The organism is Pseudomonas sp. GM17 (assembly GCF_000282175.2).
In the GTDB taxonomy this organism is placed as follows: domain Bacteria; phylum Pseudomonadota; class Gammaproteobacteria; order Pseudomonadales; family Pseudomonadaceae; genus Aquipseudomonas; species Aquipseudomonas chlororaphis.
This window is the reverse complement of the sequence record NZ_CP124732.1, coordinates 2,130,693-2,154,403: the sequence shown is the minus strand read 5'-3', so window position 1 is coordinate 2,154,403 and position 23,711 is coordinate 2,130,693. Positions and strand designations below refer to the sequence as shown.

The following is a 23,711-nucleotide window of genomic DNA, read 5'->3' as shown; positions in this document are numbered from 1 at the left end:
TTGCGGTGCCAAGACGTTCTGATCGCGAGCAAGCTCGCTCCTACAAGGGCGAGTGAAGGATCTGCTGGGTCGTGGTCACCGTCGCGTACTCGCCATGCAGATTGCCCAGCGACATGGCATGCACCTCCTCTGCACTGTTGGCCTGGCCGAAAAAGTCGGCCTTGTCGAAGGTGTAGCAGGCGTCTTCCACCACCCAGGTATCGAACCCCAGGTTGCCGGCGGTCCGCGCTGTCGACTCCACCGAGTTGTGGGTCGCCACGCCGACGATCACCAGTTGGCCGATCCCGGCCTTGCGTAAATCGGCCTCCAGGGTCGTGGCGCAGAAGGCATCCGGCACTTGCTTCTGGATCACCGTCTCAGCGCCCAGCGGCATGAACCGCTGCTGAAACTCCACTCCCGACTGCCCCGGCCAGAACACCGACTGCTCGCTGCGGGACAGGTGCTGCACATGGATCAACGGCCGCGCCGTCTGGCGCCAGTAAGCCAGCAACTCGGCGATGCGTTCCTCGGCCTCGGCGTTGTTACGCCGCCCGAGCCGGGGATGCAGGATGCCCTGTTGCTGATCGATCAGGATCAGCGCCGCATTGGTCTGAAGCTCCATGCTGACTTTTCTCACCTTGGGTCATTGAATTCCACGCACTTCAACATCACCTCTTCCGACAGGCAAGCCGTCGAACGTAGACCGGACCACCGAATACCGCTGTTTGCTGTCCGTAGCAGAATGTCCTTCGTTTACCTGGAGAGTTCCATGATCGATCTGTATTACTGGACCACCCCCAACGGCCACAAGATTTCCCTGTTCCTCGAGGAAACCGGTCTGCCCTACAGCGTGCACCCGGTCAACATTGGCCAGGGCGAACAGTTCAAGCCCGAGTTCCTGAAGATCGCGCCGAACAACCGGATCCCCGCCATCGTCGACCATCAGCCGGCCGACGGCGGCGCCCCGCTGTCGCTGTTCGAGTCCGGGGCGATTCTGCTGTACCTGGCGGAAAAGACCGGGCAGTTCCTGCCCAAGGACCTGCGTGGCCGCCAGGAAGCCCTGCAGTGGCTGTTCTGGCAGATGGGCGGCCTGGGGCCGATGGCCGGGCAGAACCACCATTTCAGCCAGTTCGCCCCGGAGAAAATCCCCTACGCGATCAAACGCTACGTCGATGAAACCGCGCGGTTGTACGGGGTGCTGGACCGACGCCTGGCCGACCGGGATTTCGTCGCTGGCAGCGAATACAGCATTGCCGACATGGCGATCTATCCATGGGTCGTTTCCCACAAGTGGCAAAGCCAGAACCTTGAAGACTTCCCCAACCTGCACCGCTGGTTCAACCGCATCCTCGATCGCCCGGCGACCGCGCGCGCCTACGCCATCGCCGCACGGATCAACCCACCCAAATCCTGAGGCCCGATAGTCCATAGCCGGCCCGCCAGCTGCGGTGACTGCTCCGTTTCGAGCAGCCACCGGGCGGGCGGCGCGGGCTATTTATCCGGCAACGCAGAAATACTCTCGGCCCCCGCTTGCGCGGCACTCGCCTGCTCACTAACGTAGCGCCTTTATCGACGCTACCCCCCGCAGGAGCTTTGCCATGGCCTCGCCAGCCCTCTCACATTTTCTTCCCCGGTTCGGCGTTGCCGCGGCAGTGGCCGGCGTTCTCAGCCTGGCCGGTTGCCAGTCATGGAACACCCAGGACAGCCTGCCGCCGACCTCCGGCGTGCAACCGCTCAAGGGCCTGGCCCAGAACGTTTCGGTGCAGCGCAATGCCATGGGCATGCCGCTGATCGAAAGCAACACCTTCCACGATGCGTTGTTCGCCCTGGGTTACGTGCACGCCAGCGACCGGATCAACCAGATGGTGACCCTGCGCCTGCTGGCCCAGGGCCGGCTGGCCGAGATGTCCGGCGCCGATGCTCTGGACGTCGACCGCTACATGCGCGCGGTCAACCTGAAGAACAGTGCCGGCGAGCTGTACAAAGCCTCGTCCCCGCGGATCAAGCGCTTCTTCGAGGTTTACGCCCGCGGGGTCAACGCCTACCTGTTCCGCTATCGCGACAAGCTGCCGCCGGACCTGGCCGCCACCGGCTACAAGCCCGAATACTGGAAGCCGGAAGATTCAGCGCTGATTTTCTGCCTGTTGAACTTCAGCCAGTCGGCCAACCTGCCGGAAGAAATCAACGCCCTGGTGCTGGCGCAGAAAGTCGGTGCCGACAAGCTCGCCTGGCTGACCCCAAGCTACCCGGACGAAGCGCTGCCGCTGGCCGAGAGCGACAAGCTCAAGGGTCTCAACCTGAATGTCCCGGGCCTGAGCGAAATCAGCAGCGCCGCCGGCAAGCTCGGCGAACTCAACCCGCTGAGCGTGGCCGGCGCCAGCAACTGGGCCATCGCGCCACAGCGCAGCCGCAGCGGCAGAAGCCTGCTGGCCGCCGACAGCCACTCGTCGGCGTGGAACCTGGTGCAGATCCGCGCGCCCAAGTACCAGGCCGCAGGCGCTTCGATCGCCGGCCTGCCGATGATCGTCCAGGGCTTCAACGGCCAGGTGGCCTGGAGCATGACCTCGGTCGCCGGCGACAACCAGGACCTGTTCCTGGAGAAACTCAAGCGCCAGGGCAATGCCCTGTATTACGAAGCCAACGGCAAATGGCTGCCGGCCGTGGTGCGCAACGAAACCTACTTCGTCAAAGGCCAGCGGCCGATTCGCGAGGCGGTCTATGAAACCCGTCACGGCGCCCTGCTCAACAGCTCGAGCAACCTCAACGCCGGCTACGGCCTGGCCCTGCAACAGCCGGACCTTGCGGACGACAGGAGCCTGGATGCGTTCTTCGACCTGACGCGGGCGCAAAACGTGGAACGGGCCTCCGACGCCAGCCGCGAGATCCGCGCCATCGGCCTGAATATGCTGTTCGCCGATGCCAGCCATATCGGCTGGCAGGTCACCGGCCGTTTCCCCAATCGCCGTGAAGGCGAAGGCCTGTTGCCATCGCCGGGCTGGGAAGGTCGTTACGACTGGGACGGTTATGCCGACCCGATGCTCCACCCCTATGACCAGGACCCGGCACAAGGCTGGCTGGGCACCGCCAACCAGCGGATCATCCCCCACGGCTACGGCATGCAACTGTCCAACTCCTGGTACTACCCCGAGCGTGGCGAACGCCTGGCCGAGCTGGCCGGCAGCGGCAAGCACGACGGGCGCAGCATGATCGCCATGCAGTACGACCAGACCACCACCTTCGCCGCCAAGCTGAAGAAAATGTTCGAAGCCCCCGGCATGGCGCAGCCCCTGAAGAAAGCCATCGACGCCATGCCCGAAGCAGACCGCAGCAAGGCCCGCGAGGCCTACAGCCGCCTGATGGCGTTCGACGGCAAACTCAGCCCTGTGTCGGCCGATGCGGCGATCTATGAGCTGTTCCTGCAGGAAAGCGCCCGGCAGATCTTCCTCGACAAACTGGGCCCGGAGTCCAGCCCCGCCTGGAAAGCCCTGGTGGCCAACGGCGCGCTGTCCTACTCGGCCCAGGCCGACCACCTGCTGGGCCAGGAAGACAGCCCGTTCTGGGATGACAGCCGCACCCCGCAGAAAGAAGACAAGCCAGCGATCCTCGCCCGCAGCCTGGCCGCCGCCATCAGCGCCGGTGAAAGCCAGCTGGGTGGCGACCGCCGGGCCTGGCAATGGGGCAAGCTACACAGCTACAACTGGAAGAACGCCAGTGGCCAGGTGATTCGCGGGCCGCTGCAGGCCGGTGGCGATCACAGCACCCTGAACAGTTCGCCGTACCGCTGGGGCCAGGACTTCAATGTGACCCAGGCTCCGGCACTACGGCTGGTCGTCGATTTCGGCCAGAGCGAACCGCTGAGCGTGATGAACAGCAGCGGCCAGTCCGGCAACCCGGCCAGCCCGAACTACCTGAACGGCATCGACGCCTGGCTCAAGGGCCAGTACCTGAGCCTGCCGCTGCAACCGCAGAACTTCGACCGCCTCTACGGCAAGACCCGCCTGACCCTGGCGCCAGGCAAGTAACACCGGCCAGCCCGTCCCTCTGCACAAGGGGCGGGCTGGCACCCTGTAACGCTTCAATCCCCTCACCGATCCGGCCCTGCCACGCTCTCGGCAGCCGCGCCCTTTCCTGCGCGAAATCTCCCACGCGCCCTATTGATGCAAGGCCTTGCGCACGCTCTTTTTTGGGGCGCTGCCAACCCACGACAGGCTCTCGCACCACCTTTTAAAACACTTGTTCGGGACTCTGGTTCGGAAATTGCTACTTTCATTAAGTCTGACGCTTTGCAGTAACAGTACTAATGCGCCACAAGCGCTCATATTGGTTTTTAGGGATTTAATAATGAAAAAAGCATTGCTGACCCTTTCTGCACTGGCTCTCTGCATGGCCGCCGGCTCCGCGCTGGCCAAGGAATACAAGGAACTGCGCTTCGGCGTTGACCCGTCCTACGCACCTTTTGAATCCAAGGCCGCCGATGGCAGCCTGGTCGGCTTCGACATCGATCTGGGCAATGCCATCTGTGCCGAACTGAAGGTCAAGTGCAAATGGGTCGAAAGCGACTTCGACGGCATGATCCCGGGCCTTAAAGCCAATAAATTCGACGGCGTGATCTCATCCATGACCGTCACCCCGGCCCGCGAGAAAGTCATCGACTTCTCCAACGAACTGTTCTCCGGCCCGACTTCCTTCGTGTTCAAGAAAGGTTCCGGCCTGACCGAAGACACCGCCTCGCTCAAGGGCAAGACTGTCGGCTACGAGCAGGGCACCATCCAGGAAGCCTACGCCAAGGCCGTGCTGGACAAGGCTGGGGTGAAAACCCAGGCCTACCAGAACCAGGACCAGGTGTATGCCGACCTGATTTCCGGGCGCCTCGATGCCTCGATCCAGGACATGCTGCAAGCCGAGCTGGGCTTCCTGAAGTCGCCACAAGGCGCCGACTACGAGGTGAGCAAGCCAGTGGACAGCCCGCTGCTGCCGGCCAAGACAGCTATCGGTATCTCCAAAGGTAACAAAGAGCTCAAGGCGCTTCTGGATAAAGGTATCAAAGCGTTACACGACGATGGCACCTACGCCACCATTCAGAAAAAGCACTTTGGCGATCTGAATCTCTACAGCGGTAAATAAGGTCCTGGCGCCCATCCTCGATGGGCGCCTTTTTTATCGCCACAGGTCTCTGATTTATGTTCGAAGAACTTCTGCAAACCCTTGGGCTTTCCGCCTTCAGCCTCAAGGGGTTCGGTCCGTTGTTGCTGGAAGGCACCTGGATGACCATCAAACTCTCGGTATTGTCGCTGTTACTCAGTGTCCTGCTCGGTCTGCTCGGCGCCAGCGCCAAACTCTCGCGGCTGGGCCTGCTGCGCCTGCCCGCCCAGCTCTACACCACGCTGATCCGCGGCGTACCGGACCTGGTGCTGATGCTGCTGATTTTCTACAGCCTGCAAACCTGGCTGACCACCTTCACCAACTTCATGGAATGGGAATACATCGAGATCGACCCATTCAGCGCCGGGGTCATCACCCTGGGCTTCATTTATGGAGCGTACTTCACCGAAACCTTCCGTGGCGCCATCCTCGCCGTGCCGCGCGGGCAGATAGAAGCCGCCACCGCCTACGGCCTCAAGCGCGGCCAGCGTTTTCGCTTCGTGGTGTTTCCGCAGATGATGCGTTTTGCCCTGCCAGGTATCGGCAATAACTGGATGGTGATGCTCAAGGCCACCGCGCTGGTGTCGATCATCGGCCTGGCCGACCTGGTCAAGGCGGCCCAGGATGCCGGCAAGAGCACCTATCAGCTGTTCTACTTCCTGGTGCTAGCGGCGTTGATCTACCTGGTCATCACCAGCGCCTCCAACGTCGTCCTGCGCTGGCTCGAACGCCGCTATGCCGCGGGTTCGCGGGAGGCGGTGCGATGATCGAGCTCCTGCAGGAATACTGGAAACCCTTCCTTTACAGCGACGGCTACAACGTCACCGGCCTGGCGATGACGATGTGGCTGCTCAGCGCCTCGATCTTCATCGGTTTCCTGGTGTCGATCCCGCTGTCCATCGCCCGGGTCTCGCCCAAGCTCTACCTACGCTGGCCGGTGCAGTTCTACACCTACCTGTTTCGCGGCACGCCGCTCTATATCCAGCTGTTGATCTGCTACACCGGGATCTACAGCATCGCCGCGATCCGCGCCCAGCCCGTGCTCGACGCGTTCTTTCGCGACGCGATGAACTGCACCATCCTGGCCTTCGCCCTGAACACCTGCGCCTACACCACGGAGATTTTCGCCGGGGCGATCCGCAGCATGGCCCACGGCGAGGTCGAGGCGGCCAAGGCCTACGGCCTCAGCGGCTGGAAGCTGTACGCCTACGTGATCATGCCGTCGGCCCTGCGCCGCTCGCTGCCCTACTACAGCAACGAAGTGATCCTGATGCTGCACTCGACCACCGTGGCCTTCACCGCGACCATCCCGGATGTGCTGAAAGTCGCCCGCGACGCCAACTCGGCCACCTTCATGACCTTCGAGTCCTTCGGCATCGCCGCGCTGATCTACCTCACCGTGACCTTCGCCCTGGTCGGCCTGTTCCGCCTCGCCGAACGCCGCTGGCTGGCCTTCCTCGGGCCGACCCACTAGAACAAGGCAAATCATCATCCATGCGCCAACAGACTCATGATCTGCTCGCCCCGCTACCGGGGACCTCGCGCCAGATCCACAGCTTTCACTTCGGCCCCGAGCGGGCCGAAGGCAAGGTCTACATCCAGTCGTCGCTGCACGCCGATGAACTGCCGGGCATGCTCGTGGCCTGGCACCTCAAGGCACGCCTGGCGGAACTGGAGGCCCAGGGCCGCCTGCGCAGCGAAATCGTCCTGGTGCCGGTGGCCAACCCGGCCGGCCTGGAACAAGTGTTGATGGACGTGCCGCTGGGCCGCTACGAGCTGGAAAGCGGGCAGAACTTCAATCGCTGGTTCCTCGACCTTGGCGAGGAGGTCGGCAACGACATCGAAGGCCAACTGGGCGACGATCCGCGGCATAACCGTGAAATCATCCGCGCCAGCCTGCGCAACGCCCTGGCGCGGCAGACCGCCGGCACCCAGTTGCAGTCCCAGCGCCTGGCCCTGCAGCGCCTGGCCTGCGACGCGGACATGGTGCTGGACCTGCACTGCGATTTCGAAGCCGTGGCCCATCTGTACACCACACCCGAGGCCTGGCCGCAGGTCGAACCGCTGGCCTGTTATATCGGCTCGCAAGCTTGCCTGCTGGCCACCGATTCCGGCGGCCAGTCGTTCGACGAGTGCTTCACCCTGCTCTGGTGGCAATTGCAGCAGCGTTTCGGCGAGCGCTTCGCCATTCCCCACGGCAGCTTCTCGGTCACCGTCGAGCTGCGCGGCCAGGGCGACGTCAACCACGACCTAGCCAGCCGGGATTGCCAAGCCATACTGGATTATCTGAGCCATTTCGGCGCCATCGCCGGCGAGGCTCCGCCCATGCCCGAGTTGCCCTACCCGGCCACCCCGCTGGCCGGTGTGGAACCTGTGGCCACGCCCGTGGGCGGCCTGCTGGTGTTCACCGCGCTGCCGGGGGAGTACCTGGAAGCCGGGCAACAGGTGGCCGAAGTCATCGACCCGATCAACGATCGCGTCACCCCCATTCATTGCAGCTGCGCCGGCCTGCTCTACGCCCGCTCGCTGCGCCGCATGGCCACGGCCGGCATGGTGATCGCCCATGTCGCCGGCCGCGAAGCCTATCGCAGCGGCTACCTACTTTCGCCTTGAGGATGCATGCCCCATGTACAAACTGACCATTGAAGGCCTGCATAAATGCTACGGCGACAATGAAGTGCTCAAAGGTGTTTCGCTCAAGGCGAAGACCGGCGACGTCATCAGCCTGATCGGCGCCAGCGGCTCGGGCAAAAGTACCTTTCTGCGCTGTATCAACTTCCTGGAAATCCCGGACGACGGCGCCATGAGCCTGGACGGCCAGCCGATCCGCATGGTCAAGGACCGCCATGGCATGCACGTGGCCGACGCCGACGAGCTGCAACGGATTCGCACCCGTCTGGCCATGGTGTTCCAGCATTTCAACCTGTGGAGCCACATGACGGTACTGGAGAACATCACCATGGCGCCGCGCCGGGTGCTGGGGATCAGCAAGAAGGACGCCGAAGACCGCGCCCGGCGCTACCTGGACAAGGTCGGCCTGCCTGCCCGCGTGGCTGGCCAGTACCCGGCCTTTCTCTCCGGTGGCCAGCAACAGCGGGTGGCAATTGCCCGGGCGTTGGCGATGGAGCCGGAAGTGATGCTGTTCGACGAACCCACCTCGGCCCTCGACCCGGAGCTGGTGGGCGAAGTGCTCAAGGTGATCCAGGGCCTGGCCGAGGAAGGCCGGACCATGATCATGGTCACCCATGAAATGAGTTTCGCCCGCAAGGTGTCGAGCCAGGTGCTGTTCCTGCACAAGGGCCTGGTGGAAGAGGAAGGCGCGCCGGAAGAGGTGCTGGGCAACCCGAAGAGCGAGCGCTTGCAGCAGTTCCTCAGCGGTAACCTGAAGTAAGCCAGGCGCCGCTATGGACAAAGGCCAGCCCGCCGGTGGAGTCCGGCGGGCTGGCCTTTTTTATGAGTTGGCGTCAATCAGGCGACAGGAGCGGGAGGCGGTTCGTCCGGCAAGGTCGGTTCGCCAGGTTCGGTCGGCTCGGCGGGTTGCGGGGTGTCCGGGTCGGGTTGACCGGGAATGCCGCCTGCCGCGCTGGGGTGCGCCAGCAATGACCAGGCCAGGACGCCGACCTGATTGGGCTCAAGTCTGGCAAGTGTGGCGCTTATAAGCGGATCGATCTTCATGAGGCACTCCTGAGCTAAGCACGGTCCGCTGTGCGCAAACCGGGGCAGTCTCTGGTTAGAGTATCTGCCCGCTGAGGAATTCCCGCTATTTGTCAGATGAACGACTCAGGTACGCGGCAGGGTCACGCCACGCTGGCCCTGGTATTTGCCGCCACGGTCCTTGTAGGACACTTCGCACTCTTCGTCGGACTCCAGGAACAGCATCTGCGCCACGCCTTCGTTGGCGTAGATCTTCGCCGGCAAGGTGGTGGTGTTAGAGAATTCCAGGGTCACGTGACCTTCCCACTCAGGCTCGAGGGGGGTGACGTTGACGATGATGCCGCAACGGGCGTAGGTGCTTTTACCCAGGCAGATGGTCAGCACGTTGCGCGGAATACGGAAGTACTCGACGGTGCGGGCCAGGGCGAAGGAGTTCGGCGGAATGATGCATACGTCGCTCTTGATGTCGACGAAGCTGCCGGCGTCGAAGTTTTTCGGATCGACGGTGGCCGAATTGATATTGGTGAACACCTTGAACTCATCGGCGCAACGCACATCGTAGCCGTAGCTCGACACGCCGAAGGAAATCAGCCGCTCCGCGCCTTCGCCGCGCATCTGGCGCTCCACGAAAGGCTCGATCATGCCGTGCTCTTGCGCCATGCGGCGAATCCACTTGTCCGATTTGATGCTCATGGCGGGTGTCCTGAAATAGCGAGGTGGAAAAATTCTGTCCGGCATCTTACCGGGGTGCGCCTGCGGGTTCAAAGTCTGGGCCGCTTTTCTCGCTGAAAGCCGCAATACTTGCGGGCTGGAAGGTATGTACGGCACCGCCAGTCACTAAAAGCGCGAATCCTTGGCAAAGAACATTGGCAGGTTCCGGAAAAAGGGTTAAGGTGGCGCCACTGTGCTGCTTGTGTCACTGAGAATCTCTACACGATGTTGAATTTCGATCCAACCATCTCCAAGAATTTTTCCTGCTCTTTGCACTCAGTCTCGGCCAGGGCTTTTCCTGAGTCGCAGTTAACTTTGTCCAAGGAGATACACCATGTCTAATCGCCAAACCGGTACCGTTAAGTGGTTCAACGATGAAAAAGGCTTCGGCTTCATCACTCCACAATCCGGTGACGACCTGTTCGTACACTTCAAAGCTATCCAATCCGACGGCTTCAAAAGCCTGAAAGAAGGCCAACAGGTTTCTTTCATCGCTACCCGCGGTCAGAAAGGCATGCAAGCTGAAGAAGTTCAAGTTATCTAACTTGTACTGAAACAGTAAAAAAGCCCCGCCCTCAAAGCGGGGCTTTTTTGTGCCCGGATGTTTTTGCTTAATGGCACCCAGGCTATATGATCCGCCCCCTCGGACAATCATATGGAAACTGCAGGATGCCGTTCAGACACCGGAAGTTGTTGAGCGCAGCGGTGCTCACACTCGCCCTCCCTCTCGCACTCAACGCCACACCTCGCCCCGACCCTCCAACGATCATCGTCGGCATGGACAGCGGCGCCAGCTACATTGCCAAGGACTCGCAACAACAACCCGAGTTGCGACGCGCGGTACTGCTGGAGCTTTCCAGCGCCCATCGTTGCGGCAGCAACGAGGTTTACCTCACCCCTGAATCCTCAGGCATCCCCGCGGAGTCGTTCGGCCAGGCCCTGGAAGAAATCCAGCAACTGATCGATGACCAGACCCCACTCCTGCTGACCCTCTCAGACTGCGACGGAAAACGAGCCTTTTTCGAAAAGGTCCGGCCCTGCACCGCCCAGGAATGCCGCGAACTGACCGCATCCCTGGTCGACGGCAAGCTCTACCTCGACGAGCGTTATGCGCCGACGGGCCAAGGCCAGGCCTCGTACTTCCTGACGATGCCGATGAGCTATGACAAGCGGCAAAAAGCCTGGAACGCGAAAATCTTCTATGTCGAATCAGGCACCCTGCGCCGGGACTGTTTCGTCAGCGCCGAAGACTTCGTTTCGGGCAAGGCCGTTCATGCCTCGAAAACCTACTATCCGGACGGCCAGGTCCGCCACAGCGCTGGCTATGACCTCAATGGCAAACGCCAGGGAGAAGCGCTGACCTACTCCGAGAGCGGTGTCGTGGTTAAACGCTCGAACTATAGGGACGGCCTCCTCGAGGGCTGGCAGAGCACCTACCACGACAATGGAAAAGTCGCCGAGTCCTACAACTGGCGCCAGGGCAAACGCGTCGACGGCGAATACCTGGAATACGACGAGAACGGCAAGCGGGTCGGGCGCATCACCTACCGGGCGAATCTGCCGGACGGCCCGATCACCAGCTATTACCCGGATGGCAAGATCAAAGACAGCGGGCAGTTCGTTGCCGGCAAGAAAGTCGGCCCCAGCCCGTCCTATTACCCTGACGGCACACTGGAAAGCACAGTCGACTTCGTTGACAACCAGCCCGTGGGTTGGCAAATCCAGTACCACCCCAACGGCAAGGTAAAGCAGAAGCAATTCAACGACGAACACGGCACCCAGCGCAGTTATGCCCTCTGGAACGAACAGGGCGTGCAAACCCTCCAGTGGCAATGGGATGAACAGCACCGCGAGCAGGGCGACTTCAAGGCCTGGTACGACAACGGCCAGCTCAAGGAGCACAAGGTCTACAAGGACGCGAAACTCGAAGGCCCCGCCGTCACCTGGTACGACAGCGGTCAGATGGAATCATCTACCGATTACCTGGATGGCAAAGAGCATGACTGGATGCGCCTCTGGAACGAGGACGGCAGCCTGCAGAGCGAATGCCAGTACCAGACGGGCACCCGTCAAGGTGCATGCAGTTGAGGCTGACATAACGCAGCGCTATTGAGACAGCACTCTTGCGCTGCCAAACAAAAAAGTCCCGCGGGTGCAAACCGCGGGACTTTTTCATTTCCAGGCCTGCGAGCTTACCAGGCGACGCCAAACCCCGCGGTGTAGCGGGTCTTGTTGAGATCGCTGTCCTTGGTGCCACTGATGATGTCCCGTTCGGCCTTGAGGTTGAGCGACGCCCATTCCGTGACCTTGTAGCGCAGGCCGATCTCGGCATCCAGGGCGTAATCGGCAATATTGGACAGCGGCCGCCCCACCTCGCCATTGGTAAACAACTCGACCCGCTTGCCAATCAGGTAACGGTTGTAGTCCCACTTCATGGCCAGGGAATAGAAGTTGTCTTTGCCGCCATCCTTGTACTCGTAGTCGGTGCGGTTGAGCAGCGAACCCAGGGAGAACGCACCCAATTCGTTATCCCAGAACTGGTAACCCGGACCGGTACCCACCACGCGCTGGCGCGCCAGCTCCTCGACCTTGTCACGCTTGTAATTCAACCGCCCTTGCCAGAACCATTTATCGGTGAGGAAGCGGTCCAGTGCGTATTCGCCGCGCCAGTTGTCGGTGGTGACCACATCGTTCTGGAATTCGCGGTTGTACTCACCTTCCGCCGTGTGCCGCCATTTGCCGTGGCGCGCCGAGGTCTTGAAGTCGATGTCGTAGTCGTCGGTGTCCTTTTCCGCCCGCTGATAATCCAGCGCCATGTCGACATTGCCCTTCCATACCAGGTCCTCGACCACCGGCTTGGGCTTCATGATCTGCTGGATGCTCGCCAGCTCGACAGTCTTCGGCGCCTCGCCATTGGCCAAGGTGACCTTGCCGTCTTCCGCCGCGTGCAGGGACTTGGCCTTCTCGCCGGTGTAGGCATCCTGCTTGACCAGCAGTTCCTGATCGCTCTCCAGCGTCTTGACCTGCTTCCAGTCGATCGGGATGGCCCCGGCATACTCGGTCTGGATCAATAACTTGCCACCGTCGAACAGCTTGATCTTGCCACTCAGACGGTCACCGTTCTTCAACCAGACGGTATCGGCGAGCAAAGGCGTGGCGGTACTGAAAACGGCAAGGCACAGCAGGGTTCTGGACAACATAAACAGATACAAGGCTCGAGTTCGCGAAAAAAACCGGCATTATCCACATGAATAAAACCTCAGGTAGGGACTGACTCGACTATCTATAGTGAGTTCAATTCTCAACGGTTAATAACCTCTTTGTCCTACAGACGGTTTACAGGCCTGCATCAGGAAACCCGAACGTGATCGAACCGCTCGACGCCGACCAAAGCCCTGCCGAAATCCGACGCACGGCGCTCTACCTGACCCTGGCCCAGGTCCCGGAAGGCAAGGTAATCAGCTATGGGCAACTGGCGGAAATGGCGGGCCTGGGTCGCGCGGCGCGCTGGGTGGGACGCACCCTCAGCCAGTTGCCCACCGACACCACCCTGCCCTGGCACCGCGTACTGGGCGCGGGCGGGCGCATCAGCCTGCCCGTGGGCAGCGCTTCGGGCGACGAACAGCGCGCGCGACTGCGTATGGAAGGTGTCTCGATCCTGAACAATCGTGTGGATATTCGGCGCCATGGCTGGCGTCCGGTAGAGCACAGCGGTTAGAGTGCGCGCTTTGTTTCCGTAATTCTTGAGGCAGACTCCAGCCCATGCCCCGTAAAACCTGGCGCGCCGCGCTCGCCGCCTATGCCAGCCCCTCGACGCTCGTGCTGTTGCTGCTTGGTTTCGCCGCCGGCCTGCCTTACATGCTGGTGTTTTCGACACTTTCAGTCTGGTTGCGCGAAGCCGGTGTGGCTCGCGAAACCATTGGCTACGCCAGCCTGATCGGTCTGGCCTACGCCTTCAAATGGGTCTGGTCGCCCTTGCTCGACCAATGGCGCCTACCCTTGCTGGGCAAACTCGGACGCCGCCGCTCCTGGCTGGTCCTGTCGCAATCGCTGGTGCTGCTCGGGCTGATCGGCATGGGGTTCTGCGATCCGCAAAAGCACCTGTCCTGGCTGATCGCCATTGCGGTTATCGTCGCCTTCGCCTCTGCCACCCAGGACATCGCGGTGGACGCCTACCGCCTGGAAATCGCCGAAGACAGCCGCCAGGCCGCCCTGGCTGCCGCCTATATGTCCGGCTACCGCGTCGCCGCCCTGCTGGCCACCGCTGGCGCCCTGTTCTTCGCCGAAGGTTTCGGCTCCACCGGTTTCAGCTATAAACACGCGGCCTGGACCGGCACCTACGTGCTGTTCGGCGTGCTGATGATCCCGGCCCTGCTGACCACCCTGTTCATGCGCGAACCGCCGGTGCCGCTGCGCACCCAGCTGTCGGCCGGGCGCTACAGTTTCGTGCACCAGCTGGTGTCGGTATTCGTGCTGATCGTGCTGCTGGTGTCCGTGCCGGCGATGTTCACCCAGCTCTACAACACCGACTTCGCCAGCGTGCTGTTCGAAGGCGCCAGCCTGCTGGACCTGCTACTGGAAGACCGAGCGTTCCTGCGCGCCATTCTCTATATCATCCTGACCTCGCTGTGCCTGTCGGCCATGGGTCGCCGCGGCCTGGCTCCGGTGCTGACGCCGGTCAATGACTTCATCCTGCGCTACCGCTGGCAAGCCCTGCTGCTGCTGGGCCTGATCGCCACCTATCGGATGTCGGACACGGTGATGGGCGTGATGGCCAACGTGTTCTACATCGACCAGGGCTTCACCAAGGACCAGATCGCCAGCGTCAGCAAGATTTTCGGCCTGATCATGACCCTGGTCGGCGCCGGCATGGGCGGCCTGCTGATCGTGCGCTTCGGCATCCTGCCGATCCTGTTCATCGGCGGCGCCGCCTCGGCCGCGACCAACCTGCTGTTCCTGATGCTGGCCGACATGGGCCCCAACCTGCAGATGCTGGTGGTGACCATTTCCCTGGACAACTTCAGCTCGGGCCTGGCCACCTCGGCCTTCGTCGCCTACCTGTCGAGCCTGACCAACCTGAAGTTCTCGGCGACCCAGTACGCCCTGCTCAGCTCGATCATGCTGCTGTTGCCGCGCCTGATCGGCGGTTATTCGGGGGTCATGGTGGAGAAGTTCGGCTATCACGACTTCTTCCTGATCACTGCCCTGCTCGGCGTGCCGACCCTGGTCCTGATCGCCCTGCACTGGTTCCAGGAAAACCGTCGCGCCGAACCGCCGCAAGCGCCCGAAGCCACACCGCCGGCCACGCCACCCGCTACAGCTGTCAGCGAAGAACCCTAGGAAACCCCGGGGCATACCGGCATTCATCCGGCGCCCCGACCTCCCCCGGCCGCAATCCTGTACGCCAACGGTTCTCGCCCGTACAATGCTTCGTCATTTCTAGTCTTCAGCAACCGACAACGGCCTACCATGCGCACCAGTCAATTTTTGCTCGCCACACAGAAAGAAACGCCTTCCGATGCGGTCGTGATCAGCCATCAGCTGATGCTGCGCGCCGGCATGATCCGCAAACTGGCCTCGGGCCTGTACACCTGGCTCCCGATGGGCCTGCGGGTGATGCGCAAGGTCGAAGCCATCGTTCGTGAAGAAATGAACGCCGCCGGCTCGCTTGAAGTGTTGATGCCGAGCACGCAGCCGGCTGAACTGTGGCAGGAATCCGGGCGCTGGGAGGAGTACGGCCCTGAACTGCTGCGCTTCAAGGATCGCCACGGTCGCGACTTCTGCGCCGGTCCGACCCACGAAGAAGTGATCACCGATCTGGCCCGCAACGAACTGAGCAGCTACAAGCAGTTGCCGATCAACCTGTACCAGATCCAGACCAAATTCCGCGATGAAATCCGCCCACGCTTCGGCCTGATGCGCGGTCGCGAGTTCATCATGAAGGACGCCTATTCCTTCCACGCCGACCAGGCATCGCTGCAGGTCACCTATGACCGCATGCACCAGGCCTACTGCAACGTGTTCACCCGCCTGGGCCTGAAGTTCCGTCCGGTCGAAGCCGACAACGGCTCCATCGGCGGCGCCGGCTCCCACGAATTCCACGTACTGGCCGAGTCCGGCGAAGACGACATCGTTTTCAGCAACGGCTCCGACTACGCGGCGAACATCGAGAAAGCCGAAGCCGTGCCACGGGAAACCTCGCGCCCGGCGCCGAGCGAAGAACTGCGCCTGGTCGACACCCCTGACGCGAAAACCATCGCGCAACTGGTGGAAGGCTACAACCTGCCGATCGAAAAGACCGTCAAGACCCTGGTGGTGCACGCCGAGGAAGCCGGCAAGCTGATCGCCCTGATCATCCGTGGCGACCACGAGCTGAACGAAATCAAGGCCGCCAACCAGCCTGGCGTCGCCAGCCCGCTGGTGATGGCTTCGGAAACCGAACTGCGTGACGCCATCGGCGCCGGCGCCGGCTCCCTGGGCCCGCTGAACCTGCCGCTGCCAATCATCGTCGACCGCTCGGTGGCCCTGATGAGCGACTTCGGTATCGGCGCGAACGTCGACGACAAGCACTATTTCGGCTTCAACTGGGAACGCGACATGCCGGTCCCGACCGTGGCCGACCTGCGCAATGTCGTCAGCGGTGACCCAAGCCCGGACGGCAAGGGCACCCTGGAAATCAAGCGCGGCATTGAAGTCGGGCACATCTTCCAGCTGGGCAACAAGTACAGCAAGGCGATGAAGTGCGAAGTGCTGGGCGAGAACGGCAAGCCGGTCACCCTGGAAATGGGCTGCTACGGCATCGGCGTGTCCCGCGTGGTGGCCGCGGCCATCGAGCAGAACAACGACGAGAACGGCATCATCTGGAGCGACACCCTGGCCCCGTTCCAGATCGCCCTGGTACCGCTGCGCTATGAAACCGAGCAGGTTCGCGAAGCCACAGACAAGCTGTACGCACAACTCACCGCCGCCGGCTTCGAAGTGCTGCTGGACGACCGCGACAAGAAGACCAGCCCGGGCATCAAGTTCGCGGACATGGAGCTGATCGGCATTCCACACCGGATCGTGGTCAGCGACCGCGGCCTCGCCGAAGGCAACCTGGAATACAAGAGCCGTACCGAAGCCGAGGCGCAAGCGCTGCCGGTGGCTGACGTGCTGTCCTTCCTCCAAGCCCGTATCCGTCGCTGAAACCAGATAGAGAAGTCATGTTCAAGCGAAACACCTTAAGCCTCGGTGGCGCCGCCTTGTGCGGCGCCCTGTTGCTCAGCGGCTGTGCCAACCAGATGTCGCAACGCAGCGAGCACGAGGAACGTGTCGAGCGCAAATTGCTCGATCACAGCCTGCAGATCGATGTCGGTGAGCCTAAGGTGCTTGAGCTGCCGCAACGCCGGGTACGCATCCACGAGCAGAAGACCTTCGAAGTCACCGAGTTCGAAGTCACGCGTCGCTACGATCGCTACACGCCCTATCAACCCTGGCGGGAGCTCTACGAGATCCCACTGGGTGCGGTAGCCGTGGTCGCGGGTGTCGGCGCCAACGTGGTCAATGTGTTTGCCCTGGGCAACCTGCCGGACAGCGTCACCAAGGACTGGATCAGCTACGGCGTGGCCGGGCTCAACCCGTTCATGAACGTGCAGTCCCACGGTCGGGCGCAGCAGAACCTGGCGGGGATCGATGAAGTCCAGCGCGACAAGCGCGTGGAGTATTCGAGCCTGCCCTGGAGCGAGCGCCCGGTGCAGGTCAAGGCCGGCAAGGAAACCCATGAGCTGAGCACCGACCGCAACGGCGTACTGCGCCTGAACCTGTTGGACAGCCCGTTTTCCGAGCAGGACCTGAACCACATCGGCAAGCTGCAGATCAGTGTCGCGGACGCCCAGGACGACGTGCATTCCGACTCGTCGCTGGCCATCAGCAACACCCTGCGCGGCAAGCTGCTGGAAGCGCACAACCTGATCTACGACGACCTCGAAGATGACGAAGTGAGCCAGTGGGTGCACCGGGTCAAGCGTCTCTCCGAACTGGGCCTGGAAGAAGAAGCCAGCGAACTGGAGCAGAGCCTGATCGAGCTGACCCGCAACGATCCGGAGCTGCAAAGCGAATTTCTCAAGTCGCTGACCAAGAACGCCGGCCGCCTGGTCGCCGATCCCGGCGCCCATTGATCAGATAACCATCGCGAGCCAGCCTGTTTCCGCACTGCGGGGGTGGGCTGGCTCGCGATGCTGTTTCAACGGCTGAACAACTCCAGCTGCTCATGCCCGCCACGCAGATCCTGCAAACGCACACCAATCCCCAATAGCCGCACCGGCCTGTCCCCGCGCTTGAACGCCTGGGTCAAAAGCTGCCGGTAACTCTCCAGGTCCCGCCCTGCCCCCGCCTGTTCGAGCGTGGTCTGGGTGAAATCGTGAAACTTCACTTTGACGAATGGCTTGCCCGGACGATAGCTGCTGTCGATGCGCTCGATCCGACCGGCCAGGGTCTGCATCAACTCCGGGAGTTTATCCAGGCAGCTCTGCAGATCGGGCAGATCGACGTCGTAGGTGTTTTCCACGCTGATGGACTGCCGGCGACTGTCGTTCTGCACCGGTCGCTCATCGATGCCCCGGGCGAGGTTCCACAACCGCTCGCCAAAACTGCCGAACTCGCGCACCAGCGCCAGCTTGCTCCATTCGCGCAATGCCTCGCAGCTGACAATGCCCAGGCGTCCCAGCTTGTCGGCCGTGACCTTGCCCACGCCATGCAGCTTGTTGACCGGCAAGGCCGAAACGAAGTCCTCGACCTGGTCCGGGGTGATCACGAACAGGCCATTGGGCTTTTTCCAGTCGCTGGCGATCTTGGCCAGGAACTTGTTTGGCGCCACCCCGGCCGACACCGTGATATGCAGCTGGTTGGAGACCCGGCGACGAATGTCCTGGGCGATGCGCGTGGCGCTGCCGGCGAAGTTGGGGCTGTCGGAAACGTCCAGATAGGCCTCATCCAGGGATAAAGGCTCGATCAGGTCGGTGTAGTCGCGAAAGATCGTATGAATCTCTTTCGACGCTTCCCGGTAGGCTTCCATGCGCGGCTTGACGATCAGCAGGTCGGGGCACAGCGTCAGCGCATGCCGCGAGGACATGGCCGAACGCACGCCAAAAGCGCGGGCCTCATAGTTGCAAGTGGCGATCACCCCGCGTCGCTCCGCCGAGCCGCCCACCGCCATCGGCCTGCCGGCCAATTGCGGGTCGTCGCGCATTTCGATGGCGGCGTAGAAGCAATCGCAGTCGATGTGGATGATTTTGCGCTGCGTCATATAAAGGCAGAGTTCATGGAAGCAAGAGGTCGATCACAAGACAGGGCGACAGTATCTCACCGAGAACTGTATATAGCACCAGTAGTTTGATTTCTCCTGCCTGCCACCAGAAAAATCGGAAGATGAATTTGTTTTCTCAATCGGTCAAAGCCCCTCAATAGAGCTGAAAGCCTTGTGCAGCATGCCCTCAGGGTCGATCCAGGGGCGGTATTTTCAAGCTAAGCAGTTGAACGAGAACAGTTTTTTTCGGCCAATCGGTTGACAGGCCGGCGATCCTCTGTAGAATGCCGCCACACAGACGCGGGATGGAGCAGTCTGGTAGCTCGTCGGGCTCATAACCCGAAGGTCGTCGGTTCAAATCCGGCTCCCGCAACCAAACATCAAAAAAGGCTACTCGAAAGAGTGGCCTTTTTTGTGCGCGCTCGTTTTGTTGTCGCGCAAAACAAAACCCTTTGCAGTACCGGGACTTAGCCCGCCTTGCGAGTCATTCAACACTTATTTGACTCAATGGACCATTAACGGTTGACACTCCGGCGTTCGTCTGTAGAATGCCGCCACACAGACGCGGGATGGAGCAGCCTGGTAGCTCGTCGGGCTCATAACCCGAAGGTCGTCGGTTCAAATCCGGCTCCCGCAACCAAACAACAAAAAAGGCTACTCGAAAGAGTGGCCTTTTTTGTATCTGTCGAAAAAATCTTTTCGCAACAATGACCTGGCAACCTCCTGTGAACCGTCAGTCACCTCCCCCACCCTTTCCAACCCGCTATGCTCATTGCCAGGCAGCCGCTTGAAAACGCTGGCCGTCCGGGCTCGCAGGGCCATGGTGAGACGCGTTAATATTTGAAACTATTTTTTCTGCAGGGATTGGTAACTTGGCTGGATACCCCCATCCTGTCGCGCACAATCCACGAGGTGATTGATGCGCGCCAACTCGTCTGACTCACAAGACACCGATACCGTTACAGCGAACCAACCGGTTGCTGCCACCCGCTTGCGCTGGCTGGAGCTACTGAGCAAATACCGCCAGCCCATCGGCATGGTCGTGACCCTGCTGCTGTTCGGCATCGCCCTGATTGCCTGTCGTCACCTGCTCAGCGAGCTGGATCTGTATGCCCTGCATGATTCGATCCTCGACGTGCCCAAGCCGGCCCTGCTCGGTGCCCTGGCCGCGACCGTGGTCGGTTTCGTCATCCTGCTCGGCTACGAATGGTCCGCCAGCCGCTACGCCGGGGTGAACCTGCCGCCGCGCACCCTGGCCCTCGGGGGCTTCACCGCCTTTGCCATCGGCAACGCCATCGGTCTGTCGCTGCTCTCCGGTGGTTCGGTGCGTTACCGCCTCTATGCCCGGCATGGCGTGGGTGCCGGCGACGTCGCCCATATGACGCTATTCGCCAGCCTGTCCCTGGGTTGCGCCCTGCCACCGCTCGCCGCCCTGGCGACCCTGAGCAACCTGCCCGCCGCCTCCGCCGCCCTGCGCCTCTCCGAAGGCCTGCTGGCCAGCATTGCCGGCGCCGTACTGCTGCTCTGCGCGATTCTGGTCATCGGTATCTACCGGCGCCGCCTGCCTGAACAGCCACTGCCGGACAACCTGTTGGTCAAGGCCGGGCGCCGCACCCTGCGCCTGCCTGGACGCCGCCTGACGCTCCTGCAACTGCTGATCACCGCCCTCGACGTCGCCGCCGCAGCCACTGTGCTCTATCTGCTGCTGCCCGAGGCACCGCCCTTCGGCGCCTTCCTGCTGGTCTACCTGCTGGCCCTGGCGGCCGGCGTGCTCAGCCATGTACCCGGCGGCGTTGGGGTGTTCGAAGCGATTCTGCTGGCCGCCTTCGCCGACAAGCTCGGCGCGGCGCCACTGGCCGCCGCCCTGCTGCTGTACCGGCTGATCTACGTGATCCTGCCGATGCTGGTGGCCTGCGTCCTGCTGCTGATCAATGAGGCCCAGCGCCTGTTCCAGACCCGTCAATCGCTGCGGGTGGCCTCGGGCCTGGCCGCACCGATCCTCGCGGTGCTGGTGTTCCTGTCCGGCGTGGTGCTGCTGTTTTCCGGCGTGACCCCGGAAATCGACACCCGCCTGCAACACATCGGTTTTCTGATCCCGCACCGCCTGGTGGATGCCTCGCACTTCGGCGCCAGCCTGGTCGGGGTGCTTTGCCTGCTGCTGGCCCAGGGCCTGCGCCGGCGCCTGTCCGCGGCCTGGATATTGACCACTATCCTGCTGCTGGTCGGTGCCGTGCTCTCGCTACTCAAGGGTTTCGACTGGGAAGAAGCCAGCCTGATGACCCTGACCGCCAGCCTGCTGGCGGTCTTCCGGCGCTCCTTCTACCGGCCGAGCCGCCTCACCGAACTGCCATTCTCGCCGCTGTACCTGGTGGCCAGCGTCTGTGTGCTGGGCGCATCGATCTGGCTGCTGCTGTTCGCCTATCAGGACGTGCCCTACAGCCATCAGCTGTGGTGGCAGTTCACCCTCGACGCCGATGCCCCACGGGGCCTGCGCTCGCTGCTGGGGGCCGCGGTGCTGCTGGTGGTGGTGTCCCTGACCTGGTTGCTGCGCACCGCGCGCCCGGTGATTCACCTGCCCAATGGCGAGGAGCTGGACCGCGCGGCGAAGATCCTCATGGCCTCTTCACAGCCCGACGGCGGCCTGTCCCTGACCGGTGACAAGGCCCTGCTGTTCCATCCCAACGACGACGCCTTCCTCATGTACGCCCGGCGCGGCCGCAGCCTGGTGGCGCTGTATGACCCGATCGGGCCGACCCAGCAACGGGCCGAGATGATCTGGCAGTTCCGCGACCTGTGCGACGTCCACCATGCGCGTCCGGTGTTCTACCAGGTGCGCGCGGAAAACCTGCCGTACTACATGGACATCGGCCTGACCGCGATCAAGCTTGGCGAAGAAGCCCGGGTCGACCTGAACCGCTTTGACCTCGAAGCCAAGGGCAAGGAGATGAAGGACCTGCGCTACACCTGGAACCGCGGTACCCGCGACGGTCTGTCGCTGGAAATCCATGAGGCCGGGCAGGCGCCGATGGACGAGCTGAAAGTCATTTCCGATGCCTGGCTGACCGGCAAGAATGTCCGCGAGAAAGGTTTCTCCCTCGGACGCTTCAGCGAGGACTACCTCAAGCATTTCCGTATCGCGATCATCCGTTTTGAAGGACGTCCGGTGGCCTTCGCCAACCTGCTCGAGACCTACAGCCATGACCTGGCCAGCCTCGACCTGATGCGCGCCCACCCGGAGGCTCCCAAGCTGACCATGGAATTCATGATGGTCGGCCTGATCCAGCATTATAAAAACCATGGGTATGCCCGCTTCAGTCTGGGCATGGTGCCGTTGTCGGGTCTGCAACCCCGGCGTGGCGCGCCACTGACCCAGCGCCTTGGATCGATGGTTTTCCGTCGGGGTGAGCAGTTGTACAACTTCCAAGGGTTGCGCCGTTTCAAAGACAAATTCCAGCCTGACTGGGAACCTCGTTACATGGCCGTGCCCGCCGGACTGGATCCGCTGGTGGCACTGGCCGATACCGCCGCCCTGATTGCGGGCGGCCTGACTGGATTGGTGAAACGCTGATGATTCAACGCTCCTGGCGGTATGTATTAGCCACTCTGGTGGTGCTTGCCCTGATAGCAGGAGGCGGCTACTGGTACTGGAATCGTCCGGCACCACAACCGACCCTGGAACACCTGGCCCAGACCGATGGCTCGACCCTGACCCGTGTCACCCCGGCCGCCCAGACCAAGGCCCGGGTCGCCGTGGCCGTCCTCGCCGACGAAGCCCTGACCGATACCCAACTCCTGGCCCTGAGCCGCGGCGGCGCGGCGCAGATCGTCCAGGTGATCCTGCCCAAGGACGACTGCAAGCTGCAGGAACAAGCCCTGCAGACCGCCCTTGGCCAACTCGCGGGCCCGGCGACCCTGGTCAGCGGCATCGGCCCTGGTGCCGCCCTGGCCTGGCGCTGGATCGCCACCCAGAACGACGACAAGGCCCAGGCCGTGTCGGTGGGCTTTACCATCAACCCGGCCCCGGGCTGCACCGATCCATTGCCCAAGACCCTGGCCCACGGCCACTGGCTGGTGGCCTGGAACGACAACCCGGATGACGAAAGCGCCGGCTTCGTGCGTGACACCCCAAATGCCAGCACCAGCATCAGCGACTACGACATTCACCTGCCCCAGGTGCTGAACAACGAGCTGCGCAAGCTGCTGGTGGGTTCGGACAACGGCGGCCTGAACATTCCGGTGGTCGAAGTACCGGCCGGCCAGGCCAAGGACACCGTGACCCTGTTCCTCTCCGGTGACGGCGGCTGGCGTGACCTGGACCGTGACGTGGCCGGCGAGATGGCCAAGATCGGCTACCCGGTGGTCGGCATCGACACCCTGCGCTACTACTGGCAGCACAAGACCCCGGAACAGAGCGCCACCGACCTGACCGAACTGATGCAGCACTACCGGCAGAAATGGGGCACCAAGCGCTTCGTGCTGACCGGCTACTCGTTCGGCGCCGACGTGTTGCCAGCCATCTACAACCGCCTGCCGGAAGCTGAGCAGCAGCGAGTCGACGCCATTATCCTGCTGGCCTTCGCCCGCACCGGCAGCTTCGAGATCGAAGTCGAAGGCTGGCTGGGCAACGCCGGCAAGGAAGCCGCCACCGGCCCGGAAATGGCCAAGCTGCCAGCAGCCAAGGTGGTGTGCATCTACGGTGAGGAAGAAGTCGACGAAAGCGGTTGCACCGACAAGACCGCCGTCGGCGAAGCCATGAAACTGCCGGGCGGCCACCACTTCGACGAGAACTACCCGGCCCTGGCCCAGCGCCTGGTCAACGTCATCGAGAAACGCCAGGGCAAGGACAAGGTCGTCGAAGAGTGATCTGAGCGGCCCAGACAAGGCCCCCGCTGCCCACCGGCACCGGGGGCTTTTTCATCCATGAAATCCCCCCCTTTGCGGG

Annotated in this window: 20 protein-coding genes and 2 tRNA genes; 17 read left to right on the top strand and 5 right to left on the bottom strand. The window is 62.3% G+C overall.

The genetic code is table 11. From position 1 onward, the window contains the following. Window positions 1-40 precede the first annotated feature (40 nt). On the bottom strand, window positions 41-601 hold the full coding sequence (locus tag PMI20_RS09680; RefSeq protein WP_007923043.1) for a cysteine hydrolase family protein: 561 nt from the start codon (window positions 599-601) through the stop codon (window positions 41-43). A 147-nt stretch (window positions 602-748) separates the two neighbouring features. Between PMI20_RS09680 and PMI20_RS09675 the strand changes: the two genes are divergently transcribed. The 7 genes from PMI20_RS09675 (at window position 749) to PMI20_RS09645 (ending at window position 8,512) form a co-directional block, all read left to right on the top strand. After that, a complete protein-coding gene (locus PMI20_RS09675; RefSeq protein WP_007923035.1) occupies window positions 749-1,393 on the top strand; it encodes a glutathione binding-like protein in 645 nt (214 codons plus the stop codon). 184 nt (window positions 1,394-1,577) lie between these two features. Beyond that, window positions 1,578-4,001 (top strand): penicillin acylase family protein, encoded by a 2,424-nt coding sequence (locus PMI20_RS09670; RefSeq protein ID WP_284172343.1) that lies wholly within the window; start codon window positions 1,578-1,580, stop codon window positions 3,999-4,001. A gap of 319 nt (window positions 4,002-4,320) precedes the next feature. Then, a complete protein-coding gene (locus PMI20_RS09665; RefSeq protein WP_007923900.1) occupies window positions 4,321-5,103 on the top strand; it encodes a transporter substrate-binding domain-containing protein in 783 nt (260 codons plus the stop codon). A 56-nt stretch (window positions 5,104-5,159) separates the two neighbouring features. Continuing rightward, window positions 5,160-5,888: an ABC transporter permease gene (locus tag PMI20_RS09660; RefSeq protein ID WP_007923901.1), complete on the top strand. Its 729-nt coding sequence runs from the start codon at window positions 5,160-5,162 to the stop codon at window positions 5,886-5,888. After that, complete coding sequence (locus PMI20_RS09655) at window positions 5,885-6,595, top strand: ABC transporter permease (protein ID WP_007923902.1); 711 nt, start codon at window positions 5,885-5,887, stop codon at window positions 6,593-6,595. Before PMI20_RS09660 ends, PMI20_RS09655 begins: the two co-directional genes overlap by 4 nt. A gap of 20 nt (window positions 6,596-6,615) precedes the next feature. Then, window positions 6,616-7,734 carry a succinylglutamate desuccinylase/aspartoacylase family protein gene (locus PMI20_RS09650; protein WP_007923903.1) on the top strand — a complete coding sequence of 373 codons (1,119 nt, stop codon included), beginning with the start codon at window positions 6,616-6,618 and terminating at the stop codon, window positions 7,732-7,734. A 13-nt stretch (window positions 7,735-7,747) separates the two neighbouring features. After that, window positions 7,748-8,512, top strand: a complete 765-nt coding sequence (locus tag PMI20_RS09645; protein WP_007923904.1) for an ABC transporter ATP-binding protein — start codon at window positions 7,748-7,750, stop codon at window positions 8,510-8,512. 77 nt (window positions 8,513-8,589) lie between these two features. On the opposite strand, the gene PMI20_RS09640 is transcribed toward PMI20_RS09645, so the two are convergent. Beyond that, window positions 8,590-8,796: a hypothetical protein gene (locus PMI20_RS09640; protein ID WP_007923905.1), complete on the bottom strand. Its 207-nt coding sequence runs from the start codon at window positions 8,794-8,796 to the stop codon at window positions 8,590-8,592. A gap of 105 nt (window positions 8,797-8,901) precedes the next feature. Next, window positions 8,902-9,468 carry a dCTP deaminase gene (gene dcd / locus PMI20_RS09635; protein WP_007923906.1) on the bottom strand — a complete coding sequence of 189 codons (567 nt, stop codon included), beginning with the start codon at window positions 9,466-9,468 and terminating at the stop codon, window positions 8,902-8,904. Between the two features lie 352 nt (window positions 9,469-9,820). On the opposite strand from dcd, the gene PMI20_RS09630 reads away from it, so the two are divergent. Both PMI20_RS09630 and PMI20_RS09625 read left to right on the top strand, forming a co-directional pair. Next, a complete protein-coding gene (locus PMI20_RS09630) occupies window positions 9,821-10,030 on the top strand; it encodes a cold-shock protein (RefSeq protein WP_002554837.1) in 210 nt (69 codons plus the stop codon). Between the two features lie 161 nt (window positions 10,031-10,191). After that, window positions 10,192-11,574, top strand: coding sequence for a toxin-antitoxin system YwqK family antitoxin (locus PMI20_RS09625; RefSeq protein ID WP_238543414.1), 1,383 nt, complete (start codon window positions 10,192-10,194; stop codon window positions 11,572-11,574). A gap of 104 nt (window positions 11,575-11,678) precedes the next feature. Here PMI20_RS09625 and PMI20_RS09620 read toward each other — a convergent pair whose 3' ends face one another. Further along, a complete protein-coding gene (locus tag PMI20_RS09620; RefSeq protein WP_007923908.1) occupies window positions 11,679-12,686 on the bottom strand; it encodes a DUF481 domain-containing protein in 1,008 nt (335 codons plus the stop codon). Window positions 12,687-12,850: 164 nt separating this feature from the next. Between PMI20_RS09620 and PMI20_RS09615 the strand changes: the two genes are divergently transcribed. The 4 genes from PMI20_RS09615 to PMI20_RS09600 all read left to right on the top strand — a co-directional run bounded on the left by PMI20_RS09615 (window position 12,851) and on the right by PMI20_RS09600 (window position 17,642). Then, entirely contained in the window at window positions 12,851-13,204 is a 354-nt protein-coding gene (locus PMI20_RS09615) for an MGMT family protein (RefSeq protein WP_007923910.1), read from the top strand. A gap of 44 nt (window positions 13,205-13,248) precedes the next feature. Further along, on the top strand, window positions 13,249-14,826 hold the full coding sequence (locus PMI20_RS09610) for an AmpG family muropeptide MFS transporter (RefSeq protein WP_007923912.1): 1,578 nt from the start codon (window positions 13,249-13,251) through the stop codon (window positions 14,824-14,826). Window positions 14,827-14,955: 129 nt separating this feature from the next. Beyond that, a complete protein-coding gene (locus PMI20_RS09605; protein ID WP_007923915.1) occupies window positions 14,956-16,671 on the top strand; it encodes a proline--tRNA ligase in 1,716 nt (571 codons plus the stop codon). Between the two features lie 17 nt (window positions 16,672-16,688). Beyond that, window positions 16,689-17,642, top strand: coding sequence for a hypothetical protein (locus PMI20_RS09600; protein WP_007923917.1), 954 nt, complete (start codon window positions 16,689-16,691; stop codon window positions 17,640-17,642). 65 nt (window positions 17,643-17,707) lie between these two features. Here the strand turns inward: PMI20_RS09600 and dinB are convergent, their stop codons facing one another. After that, window positions 17,708-18,769: a DNA polymerase IV gene (gene dinB, locus PMI20_RS09595; protein WP_007923918.1), complete on the bottom strand. Its 1,062-nt coding sequence runs from the start codon at window positions 18,767-18,769 to the stop codon at window positions 17,708-17,710. Between the two features lie 299 nt (window positions 18,770-19,068). Here dinB and PMI20_RS09590 point away from each other — a divergent pair. The 4 genes from PMI20_RS09590 (at window position 19,069) to PMI20_RS09575 (ending at window position 23,632) form a co-directional block, all read left to right on the top strand. Continuing rightward, a tRNA-Met gene (locus PMI20_RS09590) sits at window positions 19,069-19,145 on the top strand. 187 nt (window positions 19,146-19,332) lie between these two features. After that, window positions 19,333-19,409, top strand: a tRNA-Met gene (locus PMI20_RS09585). A 279-nt stretch (window positions 19,410-19,688) separates the two neighbouring features. Further along, the gene (gene mprF / locus PMI20_RS09580) at window positions 19,689-22,337 is read left to right on the top strand and encodes a bifunctional lysylphosphatidylglycerol flippase/synthetase MprF (RefSeq protein WP_007923920.1); all 2,649 of its coding nucleotides are present in this window, start codon (window positions 19,689-19,691) and stop codon (window positions 22,335-22,337) included. Further along, window positions 22,337-23,632: a virulence factor family protein gene (locus tag PMI20_RS09575; protein WP_007923922.1), complete on the top strand. Its 1,296-nt coding sequence runs from the start codon at window positions 22,337-22,339 to the stop codon at window positions 23,630-23,632. Before mprF ends, PMI20_RS09575 begins: the two co-directional genes overlap by 1 nt. The last annotated feature ends 79 nt before the right edge of the window (window positions 23,633-23,711 follow it).